Source organism: Agromyces sp. Leaf222, assembly GCF_001421565.1.
GTDB lineage: Bacteria > Actinomycetota > Actinomycetes > Actinomycetales > Microbacteriaceae > Agromyces.
The window spans coordinates 235,222-252,575 of the sequence record NZ_LMKQ01000001.1 but is presented as its reverse complement, the minus strand read 5'-3'; the positions used below and the strand labels follow the sequence as shown (position 1 = coordinate 252,575).

The window sequence follows — 17,354 nt, the reverse complement described above, 5'->3', positions numbered from 1 at the left end:
GCATGCAGGCGCCAACGCTCAGACGCGCTCGTCAGAGCAGGATGTCGGATGCCGCGTCGAGCCGTCGCCACCCGGCGGCCGCGACGGTCTGCGGCAGCACGTCGGCCGCGACGAGATCGGGCATCGACAGGCCCGTGATCGCGGCGATGTCGGCGATCGGCACCTGGAAGGTGCGGAACGGCCCGAGCGGCGGCACCTCGCCGGGCGCCGGGGCGACGACCTCGCTCGTCTCGACGAGCGGTGACTGGTCGAGCACGAAGCCCGCGGCGGCGAGCTGGTCGGCGCCGGTGTTCCACGCGGCGATCTTCCAGAAGCGCAGCGGCACGCGGATGCCGCGGTACGGCGGATCGTCGACACCGAGCACCGGCGCGGTGAAGACGCTGAGCCGCAGCCGGTTGGCCTCGGCGTGTTCGAGCACGTGGTCTTCGAGGCCGAGCCACAGCTCCTCGGACTGGTTGAAGCCGCCCGCCTGCGGGGCCGCGTTCGTGAAGTGGAAGGTGTCGCTGTTGGCGCGCGCCGCGACCTCGGGCGTGCCCCACACCGGATCGCGCCGCCGTACGAGGTGGCCGCGATCGAGGTCGTTGGCGGCGTAGACGGCGGGCCCGGTCTGCCAATCCTCGGGCACCCGCTCGTCGAACCGCCAGTCGTCGCCGCGCGGGATGTCGAGCAGCGACGCGCCGTCGATGTTCACGCCCGTGACGCGAGCAAGGCGTCGCACCGAGTCGAGCACCACGGTGAAGTGCACGTAGTCGAGGCTGACGGATGCCGCGGCCTCCGCCCCGCTCACGCGCGGAAGCGCTGCGCCGACACCGAGGAAGCGTTCATCGAAGCCCATGCGCCAACCAGATCACACGCCGCCGACATGCGCAGGCCGCCACGCTCGGCGGCGAGACGAGCGGCAGGGGCCGACGCTCACTGGCCAACGCGCACGGGCCGACACGCAGGCTCACTCGAGCTCGCGCAGGCGTGCGGCGACACCGCGACCCTGCGTGGTCTTGCGCTCGGCGCCGACGGCGATCGCGAGGAGCACGGCGCCGGCGGTGGCGAGGGTGATCCACCAGGGCATCGCACCGACCGTGCGGTCGATCTGGGCGACGAATACGACGATGTTCTCGATCGGGAGCACGAGCAGCCCGAGCAGGAACGGCGCAGCGAGCTTGCGCGCAGAGCCCACGAGGATCAGCACGAGCGCGAAGGCGATCACCATGATCGGGCGGTAGAGCTGCGGGTCGGTGGCCGTGGCGAGCACCGAGGGCAGCAGCGTCAGGATGATGCCGGGCGCGAGCAGCCGCCACGATCCGCGAAAGCCGACCGGCCACGAGTCGAGCGTCGGCTTCGGGGTGCGCTCCGTCGGGCGCAGGCACAGGATGCCGGCGACGAGCACGGCGACGCCGAGGGGCAGCGAGAACACCTCGACGCGCAGGTCGCGCTGGCTCCACCCCGAGACGCCTGCCGCCCACGCCAGGGCGTAGACGAACCAGAACGGCGGCAGCACCGGCTCCTGCCTGCGGTCACGGGCGACGGCGACCACCGCGGTGACCAGCAGCACGGCCATCAGGGCCCACAGGGTCCAGATCGTGTACCAGTCGCGCTGGGTCGCGAAGATCGGGCCGATCGCGAGGTAGACGAACGCCGGAGCGCCGAACCATCGGCTCGCCGCGAGCACGGGCACCGCGGCCTGGGCGGCGTCGCGGCTCGCGCCGTCGACCCCGCCGGACCCAACGGGCCCGAGCGACGCCTTCAGGCCGAGGGCACCGAGGCCCGCGAGCACCGCGGCGAGCACGGCGACGGCCAGCACCTGCCCCATGACGGGAACGGTCCACGCGGCGGTGTCGGCGCCGAGCGCCCACCGCACCCCCTGGATCGCGCCGGCCGAGGCGGCCACGATCGCCGTCGTGAACACGAGCGGACGCGCCGTGCGCAGTCGCCGCCGACGTTCGCCGGTGCCGACGCCGAGGACAGCGCCGCCCCCGAGCAGGAGCGCGGCCCCTGCCAGCAGGCCGAGCGTGCGCCACGGCGCCACGGCGGACTCCGAGCCGAGGGCGGCGAGCGCGATGATCGAGGGCAGCACCGCGACGGCGAGTCCGCTGGCGAGCAGTTCCATGCCGCGCCCACGTCGCGCGAGCAGCACGCTCGCCACGGTGACGGTCGCGAGCGCGGGCGGCAGCGTGTACGGCTCGATGATCGCGACGCCCTGGATCGCCCAGACGCACCAGAGCGCGCCGGTCCAGCTCGCCGCGGCGAGCCACCAGCCGTAGCGACGACCGGCGACCACGCGCGCGGCCGCGGCGCCGAGTCCGAGCACGACGAGCACGACGGCCGCGGTGCCGAGGCCGGCCGCATCGCGCACGAGGGCGAGCAGCACCGTGACGGCCGCGGACACGAGCGCGCCGACCTCGAACCAGAGACGTGCGGATGCGGCATCCGCGGCCGGGATCTCGCTGCGCAGCATGGTTCGTTCGAGCAGCACCGTGACGGGCAGGGCGACGGCGACGAGTGCCGCGATGATCGGCAGGGTCACGGGCGAGCCGCTCGAGTCGATGGTCGCCGCGCCGAGGCAGATGACGACGACCGAGAGGGCCGGCACGATCATCGCCGCGGCGGCCGAGCGCACGAACCGGTTCAGTCCGGGGCGGCGCGTGAAGACGAGCGCCACGGCGAGCGCGGCGATCACGGCCGTCGAGAGCGCCGTCCAGATGCTGCGTTCGACGAGCACCGTGGCGATGCCGACGAGGAACGGCACGAGCGTGACGACGAGGATCGCGTACCAGGAGCGCGCGTCGATGCGCCGCACGAGCGTCGCGGCGAGCGCGACGAGCGCGGCGGTCGTCGTGGTCAGGCAGAGCACCGCGACGGTCTCGACGCCGGCCCGCCCGAGGGCGGTGGCCAGCAGCACGAGCGCGTAGGCGTAGGCGATCGCGAGGTGCACGGCCCGGAACGGCACCGGCACGGTGCGCGCCACGAGCAGCAGGGCGACGACGATGACGGCGCCGAGCGGAACGGTGATCGCCGCATCGGCCCAGCTGAGCAGAGCAGCCTCGAGCAGGGCAGCGTGGGCGGCCACGATGAAGGGCGCGCGCACCGCGAGCGCCGCGCGCGCGAACGGCGAGGCGGGAACGACGAGCACGAGTGCCGCGAGCACGGAGACCCCGATGCCGATCGCGACCTGGGTCACGGTCAGCAGCGAGGGCCAGGCGATGAACTGCAGCACGGCGACACCGGCGACCCACAGGGCGACGGCTGCGAGCCCGGTGCCGGTCCAGGTGCCGGCCCCGCGTCGGTGGTCGACGCGCGCGCGCCACGCCAGCACGCCGATGCCGATCGCGGCGGCGACGAGCCCGAGGAGCGCCGCGAGCGCGAAGGTCGACGCGGTCGCGGTGAACATCTCGTCGAACGCGTACGAGGCCGAGGCCCGGCCCGGTTCGGGCAGCGAGGTCATGAACCGCACCGCAACACGCAGGAGCGCCACGAACATCATCGTGAAGCCGGCGCTCGCGCTCAGGAGCAGCACGCCCAGCGCACCCGCCCGAAGCGATTGGGCCTGCAGGCCGCCGATGCTCGGCACGAACGAGGCGATGACGACGGCGACCGCTGCGGCGAGCGGGATCAGCGTGAGCTGCCACACCGTGTCGGCGGCGGAGAGCGTGAGCATGAGCGGCGTGATGGCGACGGCGCTCGCGCAGAGCACGCCGCCGGCCGCGCTCCAGAACCGCTTGGCGCCGGTGCCGACCGCCACGATCGCGCAGGCCCCGAGGGCGAGGAGCAGGAGCACTCGACCGAGCTCGCGTTCGGGGGTGTTGCCGAGGAACGGCACCTGCACGAGCACGAGGAACGTGGCGAGCAGCTGCAGCACGGTGAGGGTGACCCGCTCGGCGCGGATGCTGCCCCCGAACCGGGCGGCAGCACGCGGCGCGAGCAGGTTGGCCGCGAGCGCGACGGCGGCCGCCGCGACGTACCCCCACGCGACCGCGAACTCGGCCCCGGCGTAGCCGAGGAACGCGGGCGTCAGCACGAGCCCGACGAGCGCCGACCAGAACCAGGTGCGCATGCGCGTCAGCAGGCTCACCACGAGCATGAGCGCGGATGCCACGAAGGTGCCGAGTGCGGCGAAGACCCACCCGCTCACGCCCTCGGGCGCGACCTGCACGAGGGTCTGCACGTCGAGCGCGAGGAACACCATGCCGAGCGCGCCGATGGCCTCGGCCGAGAACAGCACGCCGCGGGTGCGCAGCAGCCATGCTCCGACGAGGAAGACGATCGTGACGCCGACCAGCACGAGCGTGCGCACGAGCAGCGTGATCTCGGGGTTGAGGAACGAGAACACGATCGCGGCCACGGCGAAGAGCGCGGCACCGGCGACCGCCAGCACCGACTGCACGCTCGCCTGGCTCGAAGCACGGGGGGCGGATGCCGCGGGCGGGCCGACCGGCACCCCCGACTGCGGTGCCGCGACCGGGGCGGCCGTCGCCGCGGCTGCCCCTGCGGGTGCGACGACGGCGGTCGGGGCGACCCACTGTGCGCCGGCCGCGGATGCCGCGAGCGCGGGCGCCGCGACGGAAGCGGCGGGCGCGGCTGGCGCCACCGCGGGCGCCGTCGGCAGCGCCTGCACCAGCCGTTCGCGGTCGAGCAGTGCCGATGCTGCGCGCTGCGACGCCTCGAACACGGCGACCGCCTCTGGCCCGCGCAGGTCGGCGCGGCAGTTCGGGCACACGGTTGCCGTGAGCGCGGCGCGACACCTCGGACACTCGGTGGTGGCGGTGAGGTATGCCGCCGACTGTTCACTCCACGAGGACGCCATCCGCGCAGTCTATTGAGGCGCGACCCCGTCGTACGCGAGGCGCCCACAGGGCCGCGGCGGGTCGCGCGGCACGCCGGGTGTGGAGGGCGAGTCGCGGCATCCGCCCTCGAGGACCGACGCGCGCATCCTGAGCCTGCTCACGCCGTGATCGGCTCCGACAACTCGTCGATGATGCGGTCGATCTCGGTGAGCGCGTAGGCCGCGAGCGTTCGCTGCGCGACATCCGTCGGCGTGCCCTCTGGCTCCTCGAGGTCTCCGATGACGACGATGTTCTCGTCGTTCAGGGTGTTGGCTGGCGCCGTGTAGTTGAAGCTGCCGACGATGAGCACGCGCTCGTCGAGCACCATGAGCTTGTGGTGCAGCTTGCGCACGCCGGTGCCGAGCTTGGTCGTGTAGAGCTCGACCGCCCCGCCCGCGAGGCCCTTCGTCGCCGCCCACTTGGCCGCGCCCTGGCCGCGGTCGAGCACGCCGCGCAGGCGAGGCACGAGCGGCCGCAGGCGGATCATCGTGTCGTCGATGCCCGACGACTGCGCGAAGGTGAACATCGCGAAGTCGATCGACTTCGTCGCCTTCAGCATCTGCTTCATGATCTCCATCTCGGGGCCGTGCCTCGGCGCGAAGAGCGGCTTCACCCGCACCTCCGGCAGCCCGAACTCCCTCGGCTTGGACTCGACGCGCTCATGCTGGTCGCCGAAGGTGCCCGACCGCATGCGCTCGAACTCGGCGAGGTACTCGGTCGCCGCCCGCTGCCCGCGCAGCACGACGACGTGGTTGAGGTTCTGCCCCTTGCCGGTTCCGGATGTCGCGTTGGTGCCCGTGTCGGTGCGCGTGAAGTTCGTCGATCCCGTGAGCACCGCCGCACTCGGCTTGCCCGCATCGCGCACGATGAACTTCTGGTGGAAGATCTTCGGGTTCAGGTCGCTGACGACGTCGACGCGGGACTTCAGCAGCGCGGCGAGCAGGAACCGGTTCTCGTCGTGCGCGCCGGGGGTCGTCCACGGGTCGAGGATCGCCTTGTCTTCAGTGAGGTAGTCGCCCTCGAGGATCAGGCGCACCTTCACGCCGCGCTTCGTGGCCGCGACGATCGCCTCGGCGATCGGGCGCGAGTCGATCTCTTGCACGGCGATGGCGAGCGTGTGCCCGGCGCCGTCGATGAACTGCCGGATCGCGAGGTCGAGATCGTCGGGCCCGCCGACCGAGGTCGGACCGACGTACAGCTCCACTCCGCCGACTGTGACCGACATGGCGCACGTCCTCTCCTTGAGGTTCTCTCATGTCGAGTTCTACGCTCATCATGCACCCTCCGGATCAGGGATGCCACGGATGCCGTCGCGGGCACCGCGGGCCGAGAAGGCGTGCGCAAGACTGCACCGCGACGCGCACTATCGTTCGATCGATCGACCTGCAACACATGAATAGTGCGCCTGATTCCGTTCTCGCGCGCGTTTTTGCACCAGGGCATGCTCGTGTGCGACGCTGCTCCTAGCTCGCCGAACCCGCGCGACTCGAAGGGACGCTCCATGAACACCGACCACCGCATCGCCCCCGGTTCGGCACCGGCCGACCCCACCCGCATGCACGCCAACACCGCCGAGGCCGAGGCCATCGTCGACCTCGTGCTCGACTACTCGCGCCGCCGCATGCTCTCCGAGGACACCCCGCTCGACAAGCCCTTCTCCCCCGCCGAGCTCAACCGCCTCGCCGGGCGCACGATCGACGAGCAGGGCATCGGCGCCCGCCGTGCCCTCGCGATCTTCGAGCACGTGCTCGCGCCCGCCTGCATCACGACCGACCACCCGCAGTACCTCTCGTTCATCCCGATCGCCCCGACGAACGCGGCGTCGGCCTTCGACCTCGTCGTCTCGGCGTCCGCGATCTACGGTGGCTCCTGGCTCGAGGGCTCCGGCGCCGTGCACGCCGAGAACGAGGTGCTGCGCTGGCTCTCGAACGAGTTCGGGCTTCCGGCCGGTGCGGGCGGCGTGTTCGTGCAGGGCGGCACGCTCGGCAACCTGTCGGCGCTCGTCGCCGCGCGAGAGGCCGCCCGTGCTCGGCTCGCCGAGGCGTCGGTCGCGTCGGTCGAAGGCGGCGAGCCCGCGGCATCCGCCCCCCGCTGGAAGGTCGTCTGCAGCGCCGAGGCGCACTCCTCGATCGCGTCGGCCGCTCGCGTCATGGACGTCGACATCGTGAAGGTCTCCCCCGGGCCCGACGGGCAGCTGCGCGGCGACGCGGTGCGCGAGGCGCTCGAGGAGCACGGGGCATCCGTCTTCGCCGTGGTCGCCACCGGCGGATCGACGAACTTCGGCATCGTCGACGACGTCGCCTCCATCGCGGCCCTCAAGGACGAGTACGACTTCTGGCTGCACATCGACGGCGCCTACGGGCTCGCGGCCATGCTCTCGCCGCTCGCGCGCCCGCGGTTCGCCGGCGTCGAGCGGGCCGACTCGGTCATCGTCGACCCGCACAAGTGGCTGTTCGCGCCGTTCGACGCCTGCGCGCTCATCTACCGCGACCCGAACCGCGGCCGCGCGGCGCACACGCAGCACGCCGAGTACCTCGACACCCTCACCGAGACGACCGAGTGGAGCCCGTCGGACTACGCGATCCACCTCACCCGGCGCCCGCGTGGCCTGCCGATGTGGTTCTCGCTCGCGACGTACGGAGGGGCGGCCTACCGCGAGGCCATCGGCTCGTCGCTGCAACTGGCGCAGGACATCGCCGATGAGATCCGGCGTCGCGACGGATTCACGCTCGTGCGCGACCCGCAGCTCTCGGTCGTGGTCTTCGAGCGTGACGGCTGGACCCGCGAGCAGTACGCCGCCTGGTCGACGAAGCTCCTCGACGACCAGCTCGCCTTCGTCACCCCGAGCTCGCACCTCGGCCGCCCGAACACCCGCTTCGCGATCGTGAACCCGCTGACCACCTTCGAGCAGCTCACGGCGATCCTCGACACCATGGAGTGAGCCGGGCGGACACGGTACGCCGGCCGAGGGCGGGCAGAACTCCCCCTTCCCGTGCTGGCGCCGGTACGCCATGATGATCCGGCGACCGGCGCTCCTGCCAGCGTCGTGCCAACCACCCCGGAGGACCCATGACGTACGCCCCTGCCCAGCAGCCCGCCTCAGCCGAACCGCCCCTGTCGCAGCCCCTCTACGGCGCGTCCCTCGGCCAGGCGATCAAGCGATTCTTCACGAAGTACGCGACCTTCTCGGGCCGGGCGAGCCGCAGCGAGTACTGGTGGTGGACCCTCGCGAACGTCATCGTCACGTCGGTGCTCTCCGGCCTGCTCATGGTGCTCGCATTCTCGGGCGCGACGATCGACGCGACGACCGGCACCTCGCAGCCCGGGCCGCTCTTCGGCCTCGGCATCGCGATCTACGCCCTCTGGTACCTCGCCGTGCTCATCCCCAGCCTCGCGCTCATCTGGCGCCGGCTCCACGACACGAGCCGCTCGGGCGGCTTCTTCTTCCTGTCGTTCATCCCGCTCGTGGGCAGCATCATCGTGCTGATCTTCATGCTGCTCGACTCCGACCCGGCCGGCGCGCGCTTCGACGACTGACCCGCGACTGCGGCCGCGGCATCCGGAACCGATCGGATGCCGCGCCGCGGCGCCGAGGCGATGTCGCCGCCGATGCGGGCGGGCGATGTCCCGACGTCGCAGGTCAGGGTGGTCAGGCTGCGTCGGGCTTGCGGAACACCGTGCGCATGTGGTCGCTGTCGAGGAAGTCGGCGATGCCGATGAGGATCAGGCTGAACACGATCTGCTCGGTGACCATCCAGAACGGGAACAGCCCCGGGATCGCCGCCATCACGAGCGTGACCACCGGGAAGATCTTGCTGAACAGCCGCAGCCGCGAGTACGCCCAGCGGTAGCCGCGCTGCGCACGCCAGGCGAAGTAGAACAGCGTGACGGTCATGGCGAGCACGATGAAGATGCGCATCCACACCGGGAACGCGAACGTGACCCCTCGCGTGAACAGCACCACGGCGACGACGAGCGCGGCCAGCCCGATGAGGACCTCCACGGCGAGCAGCCAGGTGATCCAGGTGAACGCCCGCCGGGTGCGCGGGTGCGCGACGAGTTCGGGGTCGGCCTTCACGCCCGCGTCGCGCCCGCCGGCGATGCGGTCGACCTTCAGCAGCAACGGCTCGAGATCCATCGGTCCCCCTTCGACTCGAGCCTATGCCGAGGCCCCCGCGCGCGGCGTCGATCGGAAGTTCGATCCCACGGGCATCCGCGCCCGCCTCCCGCCTTTCATCTCCCACCTCCCACGTTTTCAGGACCACAGCGGTCATGGCTGCAATATGCGTCCATGACCGCTGTGGTCCTGAAAAGGTCGAGTACGCCGAGCGGATGCCGCGGCGCGGCGCCTACGCGATGTTGGCGTTGTCGCGGAAGAGGTTGTCGGGGTCGACCCGCCGCTTGATCTCGCGCAGGCGCTCGAGCGTGGCGGGCGGGTAGGCCGCCGCGACGTGCTCCGGACCGACCTCGGTCTCGAAGCTCAGGTAGGCGCCCGACATGTGCGGGGCCATGAGCTCGTTCCAGCGCTCGTTCGTATGGTGGCGCGACGAGCCGATGGCCGAGACCGAGAACTCCGCCGCGCGGTGGCCGTAGGCCGTGGCATCCGCCGGCACGTCGTGCACGGCACCGCCGGCCGCGCGGATCTGGAAGAACGGCGTGGCGCCGCTCTCGAGGAACCGAGCGGCGTCGCGCGCGAACTCCGGCGTGATGCGCCCGACGAGCCCCGACCTGGCCATGGGTTCGCCCTGGCCGGCGTGAGCCGTGTCGGCCGCGTTCGAGATGACGGCCTCGTAGGTCGTGAGGCGGACCTCCTGGCCGACGAGTGGGGCGACCTCGGCGAGCGGCTGCAGGCGGGCGAGGATCGTGTCGGGGTCGCTCGAGTCGATCACCGCCATCACCTGCGCCACCGGCGGCTGGCCTGGCCTGGCCCCGCCCATGAGCAGGAAGCTCGTGAGGTCGCGCGGCGAATCGACCACCCAGTCGCCCCACGCCTGCAGGAACCCGGCCGTGTCGCTCGCGTCGAACGCGAGCTGCGCGAACCCGACCTCGCCGACCTCGTCGACCTCGAACTCGAAGGCGGTCGCGACGCCGATGTTGGCGCCGGCGCCGCGAGCGGCCCAGAAGAGATCCGGATGCTCCGCGGCATCCGCCCGAACGATGCTGCCGTCGGCGAGCACCAGCTCGACGGCCCGCACGTGGTCGATCGTCAGGCCGTGCTCGCGCACGAGCCAGCCGATGCCACCGGCGGTCGCGAGGCCGCCGACGCCCACTCCCCCGTAGTCACCCGAGCTCAGCGCCCAGCCGTGCGGGGCGAGGAACGCGGCGACGTCCATCCAGCGGGCACCCGCCTCGACGCGCACGAGCCGGCGCTCGGCGTCGAGCACGCGCATCGAGTTCAGGCGCGAGAGGTCGAGCACGATGCCGCCGTCGTTCGTCGAGCGACCGCTGATGCCGTGGCCGCCGCTGCGCACGCCGAACGGCACGCCGGGGTGACGGCGCGCGAACGCGAGCGCGTCGGCGACCTCGGCGGGGTCGCCCGCCTGCAGCACGATGCCCGGCGAACCGCCGCGCATGTACGTCGACTTCACGCGCGAGTAGCCCGCGTCTCCCGGCTCGATGGCGTGCGCCGCGAGCGACGCGGGCACGGCCTCGTAGTCGATGCCGTCGCGGCGCTTGGCGCGCACGGTCGAGCTGCGCACCGGCGCGCCGGCCGCGACATCCGCCCCTGAAACGACGCCGCTCGCGAGCTCGGCCGCGACCGCCGCGCGCAGGGCCGGCGCGACCTCCTCTGCGAAGTGCACGATCGTGCCGGGGTCGTCGCTCGCGAGGATGAACGTGCCGATGCCGTCCTCGAGCACGAGGGGCAGCATCTGCTCGACCCACTGCTCGGCGGGCCCGTCGAAGCCCCCGCCGCGCCCGCCGCCGGTGCGCCCGGTCGTGAACCGGCCGCCGATGTTCACGAGCCGTCGGATCTCGCGCGGGTCGCGGCCCGCGGCGATCGCGGCGTCGTCGATCGTCTGGTTGCCCCTGGCGAGGTCGCCGGGCTGCAGGTAGCCGAGCGAGGGCAGCCAGCCGTCGCCCTTTCGGCCGATGAGGCGCAGCATGCGCGGCTTGAGGGCGCCGATCCAGATCGGGATGTTGTGCGCCGGCGCCGGGCCGCGCTTCGCGCCGTTCACGTGGTGGTACGTGCCGTCGACGACGAAGCGCGCGTGCTCGTCGACGTCCCACGTGCCGCGGATCACGTCGATCGCCTCCGAGAGGGCGTCCACGGCCTGGCCCGCCGTGAGATGCGGGCCGCCCATGGCCGCGATCGGATCCCAGAATCCACCCGCGCCGAGCGCGAGGTCGAAACGCCCGCCCGAGAGCAGGTCGAGACTCGCGGCGGCGCGGGCGAGCACGGCCGGCGGGCGCAGCGGCACGTTCGCGACGTTCGCCGCGACGTGGATGCGCTCGGTGCGCGCCGCGACCCAGGTCAGCAGCGTCTGCGTGTCGTGGAACGCCGGCTGGTACGGGTGATCCTGGAAGGTCACGAGGTCGTAGCCCGACGCCTCGCTGAGTTCGGCGAGGCGCACGGCGGCCTGCGGCGGGTCGTTCCTCGGGGTGATGAAGGTTCCGAACTGCAGGTCGTGTCCGTAGTGCATGCTGCTCCCGTCGTGTCGCGCTGCACCGACTCTTCCGCATTCGGCCGGCACATGCCGAACCGCTGGTAAGCTGCTTACTTATGGTTAGTGAATCGGATGCCTCGGCGAACGCTGCCGGCGTCGAGCCTGCCGCCGATCTCGTCGCCGACCTCGCGGCCCACCGCGCCCGGCTCGAGCAGTTCGGGCACATCGACGAGGCGGCCTGCCGCCGGTTCCAGCGCTCGGTCGAGTTCGCCGGCCGCAAGTGGAACGGGGCGATCCTGCTCGCCGGGGTGCGAGGCGCCCGCCGGTTCAGCGAGTACCGCGCCACCGTCGACGGCATCTCCGACCGGCTGCTCGCGGCCAGGCTGAAGGAGCTCGAGGCCGAGGGCGTGATCGAACGCCACGTGAAGGCGACGACGCCCGTGACGATCCTGTACACGCCGAGCGCCTCGGGGTTGCAGCTGATCGAGCTGCTTCAGCCCCTCGTCGAGTGGGATGCCGTGCACTCGGCCGCGAGGTCAGCGGGCGACGCGGCTCGCGAGGCGGGCTAGCCTCCGAGCCGCTCGGCGAGCCAGGCCGCCTGCCGCGGCCAGTGCGCGCCCGCCCCGCCCTCGTGCTCGTTGAACGCGTACTCGACGATGTCGGCGACCGGCGCCGCGACGGCGCCCGCGGCATCCGTCGCCCCCGCACCCCCGACGGCCCCCGCGCCCCACCGGTTGCGGGCGGCGAACACCGTCGACGGCGGGCACACCGGGTCCATCATGGCCACCGAGAACAGCGCCGGCGCGGTCGCCCGGGCGGCGAGGTTCACGCCGTCGAAGTACGAGAGGGTCTCGAAGACGGTCGCCGCGGCATCCCGATGCACCGCGAGGTAGCGCACGATCTCCTGGTACGGATCACGTTCGGTGAGGCCGACCGCCCGCTCGAAGTGGCAGAGGAACGGCACGTCGGGCATCGCACCCACGAGCCCGTCGGCGAGGCCGGCAGCCGCGATCGCGATGCCGCCGCCCTGGCTGCCGCCGCACACGCTCACCCGGTCGGCGTCGACCTGCGCGAACGAGCGCACGGCGTCGATCGCGAGCACCGCATCGGTGAAGACGCGCCGGTAGTAGTAGGTCGCCGGGTCGAGGATGCCGCGGGTCATGAACCCCGGCGCCGACGGACCCGTGCCGTGCGGATCGGGCGTCGTGCCGCCCGTGCCCCACGCGCTGCCCTGGCCCCGGGTGTCCATGAAGAAGTGGGCGTACCCGGCGCTCGCCCACGCGAGGCGCTCGTGCGGCAGGCCGCGGCCGCCGCCGTATCCGTTGAACTCGACGACCGTCGGCAGAGGGGCGGATGCCGCGGCCCCCGCCGGCACGATGAACCAGCCGCCGACCGGGTCGCCGCCGAACCCGCTGAACTCGACGTCGTACACCTCGACCGTGGCCAGCCCGGCGTCGACGCGGGTCAGCCTCGGGGCCTCGGCGAGCGCCCGGGACTCGGCGAGCGTCGCGCGCCAGAACTCGTCGAAGTCGAGCGGCTCGGCGACCTCGGGGCGGTAGGCGCGCAGGTCGGCGGGCGACAGGTCGAACCGGGGCATCGGCATCCTTTCGGACGGGCTTCGGGCGGATGCCGCGGCGCACCGCCGCGGCGACGCCCAGCGTATCCCGGGCCGCCCACCCGTCGCCCGCCGTCAGATCGCGCGGTGATCGACGAAGGGCATGCGCGGACCGCGGCGCGGGCGCCCGCGCACCCCGGAGGCGCCGAGCAGTCGCACCACGCGCTGGCGGTGCCCGGCCCACGGAGCCATCGCCTCGACCATCTCGTCGTCGGTCATGTCGCGGCCCCAGAGCGCGTGGCCGAGGTAGTTCGAGAGGTGGTAGTCGCCAACGGCGAGGGCGTCGGGGTCGCCGAACGCCCGCTGCGCGACCTCGGCGGCGGTCCACACGCCGACGCCGGGCATGAGCATGAGGCGGGCCGCGGCATCCGTCGGGCTCATTCCGCTCGCCTCCTCGAGACGCGAGGCGTACCGCGCGGCGTTCACGATCGTGCGCGAGCGCTGCGGGTCGACGCCGGCGCGATGCCACTCCCACGAGGGCACCCGTGCCCACTGCTCCGCCGTCGGGGCGACCTTCAGGCGGCGGCCGGTGCCCCCGCCGGCCGAACCGGCCGCGCCCGGCGGCGGCACCGGCGCGTCTTCGCCGAACCGGTGCACGAGGAACCGCCACGAATCATGCGCCTGCAGCGTGATGACCTTCTGCTCGAGGATCGCGGGCACGAGGGCCTCGAAGACGCGGCCCGTGCGCACCATGCGCAGCCCCGGATTGCGACGGTGCGCCTCGTCGATGAGCGCGATGCGGGGATCGAACCCGCTCGGGTCGTCGCCCTCGCCGAGCACGACCGCCGCCTCGGCGACCGCCTCGGCCGCACCCGGACCCCATGCGTCGACGCGGAGCACGTCGGCGGCGGGCTGCGCGTAGCGCACCGTGGCCGGGCCCGAGGCGGAGCGCGTGGTGCGCCAGAACGACCCGTCGACCGCGCGCAGGAACGTGGGGTCGCCCGGCCCGCGCCGCACCGGACCGATGGTCTGCGAGAGGTCGGTCGGATGCCGCGGGGTCCACGTGCGGGAGTGCTCGGCGATCACGGCTCCAGTGTGGCCCCGCCCCCTGACAGCCGCCACGGAGGCCCAGGGTCGGGCGCCATGTCGGCGGCCGGGTGCAGACTGGTTTCATGTGCGGGCGCTTCGCGAATGACGCAAAGGTCGACGAACTGATCCAGGAGTTCGTGGCGGCCGGTGGTGACTACCGCGACTGGCGCCCGCAGTACTCGATCGCCCCCACCGAGGTGATCCCGATCGTGCGCGAGCGCGCCGACCGCGACACCGGCGAGATCACGCGCATGCTCGATGCCGCCGCATGGAACTTCCACCCGCCGTTCCTGAAAGACGCGAAGCGGCCGCAGTTCAACACGCGCATCGAGACCGTCGCCACGAACGGCCTCTGGAAGGGCGCGTTCGCGTCGTCGCGATGCCTCGTGCCGATGCGCGGCTACTACGAGTGGACCGGCGAGCCCGGCAAGAAGCGCGCCTGGTTCCTGCACGGCGACCGGCCGTTGCTCGCCGCGGCGGGCATCTACACCGTGCGCAAGGTCGACGACGAGTGGCACCTGTCGACGTCGATCATCACCCGCGAGGCGAGGGATGCCTCGGGCGAGGTGCACGACCGCATGCCCGTGTTCCTCGAGGCCGACTTCTGGGGCGAGTACCTCGACCCCGCCAAGCTCGACGAGGGCGGCAAGGAACGCCTGGTCGAGCAGCTCGGGCGGGAGTCCGACAAGGTCGCCTCGACGATCTCGGTCTACGAGGTCGACCGTCGGGTCAACAACTCCCGAGCCGTCGATCCGGCCGATGCGTCGCTCATCGATCCGCTCGATCCCGCGCAAGCTTGACGCGCGGGTCTGACGCGCGGATCTGACACGCGGGTCTGACACGCGGGCCCGCGCGAGGGCCTGAGGCGCCGACTCAGACCTCGGTGGGCGGTGCCAGCGGCGGCGACGGCGGCACGCTCGTCACGACGGACTCGACGCCCGCACCCACGAGCGCGGATGCGACCGCGTCGACGACGGCGGCCGTGACGGCGACGCCGTGCACGGGATGGTGCCAGAACTGCACCCGGTACACGGCCCGGTCGCCGGCGAGCGTGATCGGGAGCAGGTGCACGCCCTCCTTGCCGTGGACGCCGTGCGCCTGCGCCGCGGCATCCGAGATGCGCTGACGCAACGCCTGATCGCCCGACGCGACGCGAACCTCGACCTCGCTGCGCCGCGCGCCGTGCGCCGACGCGTTGACGAGCGGATCCTGCAGCAGCCCAGAGTTCGGCAGGTGCACCGTGCGCCCGTCGGGCGTGCGGATGACGACCGATCTCCCGTTGAGCTCGAGCACCCTGCCCGTGAAGTCGCCACTGGTGATCTCGTCGCCGAGGGCGATCGGATGCCGCGCCTGCAGCACGACGCTCGCCGCGAAGTTGTCGGCGACGCCCCGCAGCACGAGCACGAGCACCACGCTGACGATGAGCGCGATCGCGAGCAGCGGCTGCACCGAGGCGCCGAGGAAGCTGAGGGCCACGCCGATGCCGATGAGCCAGATCGAGTAGACGACGATGCGCTCCGCGAGCACGCGCACGCCGTCGCTGAGGCTCGGGACGCGCAGCATCGCCGCGCGCACGCCCTTGCGCGCCAGGAACGCGAGCAGCCAGCTCGCGAGCAGCGTGAGCACGATCGCCGCGATGCTCCAGCCGTTGATCACGAGCGTCGACCACCAGTCAGCCATGCTCACCTCCGCATGACGAAACTATCGCCTCGCGCGCAGCACGCCCGGAGGCGGCAGCAGGGTCGTCGACTTCGTCACGCGCGTCGCGTCGAGCACTCGGCCGTCAGGCTCTCGGGCGTCAGGCGCGACGTCGACGCGCCGTGAGCACCGTCACCAGGCCGGAGCCGAGGAGCACCGCGCCGATCGCCATCATCGCCCCGGCGGGCGAACCCGACTCCGCGAGCCCAGCGGGGCCCGGCGCGGGAGTGGTCGTCGGCGAGGCCGTCGGCGCGGACGTCGGGGTCGCCGGCGCCGTGGTCGGGGCATCCGTCGTGGGCGGCGGCGTCGTGGGCGGCGTGGTCGTCGGCGGCGCCGTGGTGGTCGGCGGTGCCGTGGTGGTCGGCGGTGCCGTGGTCGTCGTCGGCGGGATGATCTCGCACTCGCCGGTGAACGGGTAGGCGTGCATCTCGACGCCGGTCTGGGTGCCCACGGGCGAGCGGTGCACGAGGTCACCGGCGACCTCGACGCGGCCGTTGGTGCCCGCGACGGAGATCGTGGTCGTGCTCGCGGGGTTGCCCACGAGGATCGACCCGGGCAGTTGGGCGCCGCCCGTGATCTCGACCGTCGTCGCATCGGGGAAGTTCGTGACGATGCGCTGCGTGATGTCGGGGTCGAACGTGTTCGCGCCGTCGATGAACCAGCTGTTCACGTTCGCGAAGGCGACGTCGCCCGTGACGTTGATGACGACGTGTGCGCCGGCCTGCACGTCGACCCCGGTGATCGCGACCTGGGTGTTGCCGAGGGTGCCCTCGATCGTGAACACCTGCGGGTCGCTCACGCCGTCGCCCGTGAACGAGGTCAGGCCATCGGCGGTCGTCACGGTGCCGGTGTCTGGGAGGTCGGCGAAGCACTGCGAGAGCGCCGTCACGTTCGCCACGCGTTCGGCGAAGGCCGAGGCTCCGTCGCCCTGCGCGACCGTCGCCCCTGCGACGACCGACGGGGTGCCGGTGAGGGTTCCGCCGTACTCGACGTCGCCGATGATGGGGGCGAAGTCGGGGAACCCGGTGTCGCCGCCGACGAGGAGGTTCGTGCCGTCGGCGATGGTCAGGTCGCCGCCGACGGTGAGCATCGTCGAGCCGCTGGGCGGCGGCACGCGCGAGCCGACGCCCGCGACGCCCACATTGTAGGAGCCCCCGCCCCGATCGAACGAGGCGTCGCCGAGCACCACGAGGTTGCCCTCGGTCTCGGCGGCACTCGGGCCGGTGGTGAGGTCGCCGCCGACGAAGACGCTCACGCCGTCGTCGAAGCCGACGACGCCCCCGTTGTTCGGCTCGGGCCAGGATGCGGGGCACGCGTCGCCGAGGCACGGGTCGAGCGGCGTGTTGCCGTCGACCTGCACGGCGAACGCGGAGGGGATCGATGCGACGACGAGCGCGATGCCCGCGAGGGCCATCATGCCGCCGGTCACGCGCTTGACGACACGGCTTCGCCTGGTCGCATTGCGCACCTGCACCATCACGATCGGGTTCCTCCCCCTGGAGCGGCTCGATTCGGCCCAGCGTACTCTGCGCCCGGTTCGGCCGATATGCCGGAGACATCCGCGACGAGAACCGCACCACGTGCCACCAT

At 72.5% G+C, this 17,354-nt stretch carries 13 protein-coding genes; 4 read left to right on the top strand and 9 right to left on the bottom strand.

The window, feature by feature from the left end; genetic code table 11:
- Positions 1-31 precede the first annotated feature (31 nt).
- The 3 genes from ASE68_RS01150 to ASE68_RS01140 all read right to left on the bottom strand — a co-directional run bounded on the left by ASE68_RS01150 (position 32) and on the right by ASE68_RS01140 (position 6,042).
- Positions 32-835, bottom strand: coding sequence for a DNA/RNA non-specific endonuclease (locus tag ASE68_RS01150; RefSeq protein ID WP_055854244.1), 804 nt, complete (start codon positions 833-835; stop codon positions 32-34).
- A 111-nt stretch (positions 836-946) separates the two neighbouring features.
- Positions 947-4,798, bottom strand: a complete 3,852-nt coding sequence (locus tag ASE68_RS01145) for an SCO7613 C-terminal domain-containing membrane protein (RefSeq protein ID WP_157421487.1) — start codon at positions 4,796-4,798, stop codon at positions 947-949.
- A gap of 137 nt (positions 4,799-4,935) precedes the next feature.
- Entirely contained in the window at positions 4,936-6,042 is a 1,107-nt protein-coding gene (locus ASE68_RS01140) for a phosphatidylserine/phosphatidylglycerophosphate/cardiolipin synthase family protein (protein ID WP_082461775.1), read from the bottom strand.
- Positions 6,043-6,318: 276 nt separating this feature from the next.
- On the opposite strand from ASE68_RS01140, the gene ASE68_RS01135 reads away from it, so the two are divergent.
- Both ASE68_RS01135 and ASE68_RS01130 read left to right on the top strand, forming a co-directional pair.
- The gene (locus ASE68_RS01135) at positions 6,319-7,758 is read left to right on the top strand and encodes a pyridoxal-dependent decarboxylase (protein WP_157421486.1); all 1,440 of its coding nucleotides are present in this window, start codon (positions 6,319-6,321) and stop codon (positions 7,756-7,758) included.
- A gap of 128 nt (positions 7,759-7,886) precedes the next feature.
- On the top strand, positions 7,887-8,354 hold the full coding sequence (locus ASE68_RS01130) for a DUF805 domain-containing protein (protein ID WP_055854233.1): 468 nt from the start codon (positions 7,887-7,889) through the stop codon (positions 8,352-8,354).
- 112 nt (positions 8,355-8,466) lie between these two features.
- On the opposite strand, the gene ASE68_RS01125 is transcribed toward ASE68_RS01130, so the two are convergent.
- Together ASE68_RS01125 and ASE68_RS01120 are read right to left on the bottom strand one after the other, a co-directional pair.
- On the bottom strand, positions 8,467-8,955 hold the full coding sequence (locus ASE68_RS01125; protein ID WP_055854230.1) for a hypothetical protein: 489 nt from the start codon (positions 8,953-8,955) through the stop codon (positions 8,467-8,469).
- 211 nt (positions 8,956-9,166) lie between these two features.
- Positions 9,167-11,458 carry an LLM class flavin-dependent oxidoreductase gene (locus tag ASE68_RS01120; protein ID WP_055854228.1) on the bottom strand — a complete coding sequence of 764 codons (2,292 nt, stop codon included), beginning with the start codon at positions 11,456-11,458 and terminating at the stop codon, positions 9,167-9,169.
- Positions 11,459-11,538: 80 nt separating this feature from the next.
- Between ASE68_RS01120 and ASE68_RS01115 the strand changes: the two genes are divergently transcribed.
- Complete coding sequence (locus ASE68_RS01115; protein ID WP_082461772.1) at positions 11,539-11,991, top strand: helix-turn-helix domain-containing protein; 453 nt, start codon at positions 11,539-11,541, stop codon at positions 11,989-11,991.
- Here ASE68_RS01115 and ASE68_RS01110 read toward each other — a convergent pair.
- The gene (locus tag ASE68_RS01110) at positions 11,988-13,019 is read right to left on the bottom strand and encodes an acetylxylan esterase (protein WP_055860436.1); all 1,032 of its coding nucleotides are present in this window, start codon (positions 13,017-13,019) and stop codon (positions 11,988-11,990) included. The two genes, ASE68_RS01115 and ASE68_RS01110, sit on opposite strands and share 4 nt — an antisense overlap.
- Positions 13,020-13,112: 93 nt before the next feature.
- Positions 13,113-14,063 carry a DNA-3-methyladenine glycosylase gene (locus ASE68_RS01105; protein ID WP_235480732.1) on the bottom strand — a complete coding sequence of 317 codons (951 nt, stop codon included), beginning with the start codon at positions 14,061-14,063 and terminating at the stop codon, positions 13,113-13,115.
- 86 nt (positions 14,064-14,149) lie between these two features.
- Here ASE68_RS01105 and ASE68_RS01100 point away from each other — a divergent pair, with 86 nt between their 5' ends.
- On the top strand, positions 14,150-14,866 hold the full coding sequence (locus ASE68_RS01100; protein ID WP_055854225.1) for an SOS response-associated peptidase: 717 nt from the start codon (positions 14,150-14,152) through the stop codon (positions 14,864-14,866).
- A 73-nt stretch (positions 14,867-14,939) separates the two neighbouring features.
- Here the strand turns inward: ASE68_RS01100 and ASE68_RS01095 are convergent, their stop codons facing one another.
- Positions 14,940-15,746, bottom strand: coding sequence for a mechanosensitive ion channel family protein (locus tag ASE68_RS01095; protein WP_055854222.1), 807 nt, complete (start codon positions 15,744-15,746; stop codon positions 14,940-14,942).
- A gap of 118 nt (positions 15,747-15,864) precedes the next feature.
- On the bottom strand, positions 15,865-17,241 hold the full coding sequence (locus ASE68_RS01090) for a choice-of-anchor A family protein (protein WP_055854219.1): 1,377 nt from the start codon (positions 17,239-17,241) through the stop codon (positions 15,865-15,867).
- Positions 17,242-17,354 lie beyond the last annotated feature (113 nt).

What these genes read in the sequence shown, in the direction of transcription:
- ASE68_RS01135 (WP_157421486.1), top strand. Translation starts at nt 6,319, where the DNA reads ATGAACACCGACCACCGCATCGCCCCCGGTTCGGCACCGGCCGACCCC.
- ASE68_RS01095 (WP_055854222.1), bottom strand. Translation starts at nt 15,746, where the DNA reads ATGGCTGACTGGTGGTCGACGCTCGTGATCAACGGCTGGAGCATCGCG.
- ASE68_RS01150 (WP_055854244.1), bottom strand. Translation starts at nt 835, where the DNA reads ATGGGCTTCGATGAACGCTTCCTCGGTGTCGGCGCAGCGCTTCCGCGC.
- ASE68_RS01090 (WP_055854219.1), bottom strand. Translation starts at nt 17,241, where the DNA reads ATGGTGCAGGTGCGCAATGCGACCAGGCGAAGCCGTGTCGTCAAGCGC.
- ASE68_RS01140 (WP_082461775.1), bottom strand. Translation starts at nt 6,042, where the DNA reads ATGTCGGTCACAGTCGGCGGAGTGGAGCTGTACGTCGGTCCGACCTCG.
- ASE68_RS01100 (WP_055854225.1), top strand. Translation starts at nt 14,150, where the DNA reads ATGTGCGGGCGCTTCGCGAATGACGCAAAGGTCGACGAACTGATCCAG.
- ASE68_RS01115 (WP_082461772.1), top strand. Translation starts at nt 11,539, where the DNA reads ATGGTTAGTGAATCGGATGCCTCGGCGAACGCTGCCGGCGTCGAGCCT.
- ASE68_RS01130 (WP_055854233.1), top strand. Translation starts at nt 7,887, where the DNA reads ATGACGTACGCCCCTGCCCAGCAGCCCGCCTCAGCCGAACCGCCCCTG.
- ASE68_RS01125 (WP_055854230.1), bottom strand. Translation starts at nt 8,955, where the DNA reads ATGGATCTCGAGCCGTTGCTGCTGAAGGTCGACCGCATCGCCGGCGGG.
- ASE68_RS01120 (WP_055854228.1), bottom strand. Translation starts at nt 11,458, where the DNA reads ATGCACTACGGACACGACCTGCAGTTCGGAACCTTCATCACCCCGAGG.
- ASE68_RS01145 (WP_157421487.1), bottom strand. Translation starts at nt 4,798, where the DNA reads ATGGCGTCCTCGTGGAGTGAACAGTCGGCGGCATACCTCACCGCCACC.
- ASE68_RS01110 (WP_055860436.1), bottom strand. Translation starts at nt 13,019, where the DNA reads ATGCCCCGGTTCGACCTGTCGCCCGCCGACCTGCGCGCCTACCGCCCC.